This window comes from Mycobacterium sp. TH-M82 (assembly GCF_057473605.1).
Genome location: NZ_JBYCKY010000699.1, coordinates 1 through 1,372, shown reverse-complemented (window position 1 = coordinate 1,372; position 1,372 = coordinate 1). Strand labels below are relative to the sequence as shown.

The window sequence follows — 1,372 nt, the reverse complement described above, 5'->3', positions numbered from 1 at the left end:
GCTACTACGACGAGATCGTCCGCAAGCTGCGCGGAGACCACGAGCACGTCCAGCACATCCAGGATTTCTGGGGTGACCGGTTCACCGCGGCGGGGGCGCAGAGCGCCGACGCCAAGGCCTCCTACGTGATGATCAACATCGCAGGCGACCAGGGCACGACGCTGGCCAACGATTCCGTCGAGGCCGTGCGCAAGGCGGTCAACAACACCCCGGCACCGCCGGGGGTGAAGGCCTATGTCACCGGGCCCGCGGCGCTCTCCGACGACATCTACGTCATCGGTAACTCCAGCCTGGCCAAGATCACGCTGTTCACCCTGGGCGCGATCGCGGTCATGCTGCTGCTGGTGTACCGCTCGATCGTCACCACCGTGATCCAGCTGTTCATGACCTTCGTCGGGCTGGCGTGCTCGCGTCAGGTGGTCGCCGCGCTGGGCTACGTCAACGCGTTCGGGCTGACCACGTTCGCCGCCAACATCCTGACGATGCTGGCGATCGCCGCGGCCACCGACTACGGCATCTTCCTGGTCGGGCGCTACCAGGAAGCGCGGGCGGCCGGCGAGGACCGGGAAACCGCCTACTACACCACGTTCCACGGGGTGGCGCCCGTCGTGCTCGGGTCGGGCCTGACCATCGCCGGCGCCACCTACTGCCTCAGCTTCGCCCGGCTGCCCTGGTTCAGCACCATGGGCGCGCCCGTGGCGATCGGGATGCTGGTCGTGGTGCTGGCTGGCCTGACGCTGGGCCCGGCGGTGATCTTCGTGGGCAGCCGCTTTGGCCTGTTCGAACCCAAGCAGGCGGCCAAGGGCCGGCTGTGGCGCCGCGTCGGCACCGCGGTGGTGCGCTGGCCGCTGCCGATCTTCGCGGTCAGCGCCACCGTCGTGCTCATCGGCATGCTGGGCCTACCCGGCTACGTCACCAGCTACAACGACCGCTACTACCTGCCCGGATCGGCGCCCGCCAACCTCGGATACGCGGCGGCGGACCGGCATTTCTCCCAGGCCCGGATGAACCCTGACATGCTGATGGTCGAAGCCGACCACGACATGCGCAACCCGGCCGACATGCTGGTGCTGGACAAGGTCGCCAGAAACCTCATCCGCACCCACGGCATCGCCATGGTCCAGGACATCACCCGGCCCCTGGGCATCCCCATCCAGCACAGCTCGATCCCGTTCCAGAACAGCGTCCAGGGCCAGACGACCATGCAGAACATGGCTTTCCTCAGGCAGCGCATGGCCGACATCCTCAAGATGGCGGATGAGCAGCAGATCACCATAAATTATCTGGAGCAGATGTATGACCTCACGAAACAGATGGCCGACAATGCTCACGACATGGCGAATCTCACCGAAAAAATGGCGAACATCACTGA

1 protein-coding gene is annotated in these 1,372 nt (G+C 65.8%); it reads left to right on the top strand.

What is annotated here, in order from left to right; translation table 11 throughout:
- A partial coding sequence (locus AC2VON_RS20490) for an MMPL family transporter (protein WP_486954559.1) occupies window positions 1–1,372 on the top strand: 1,372 nt, incomplete at both ends.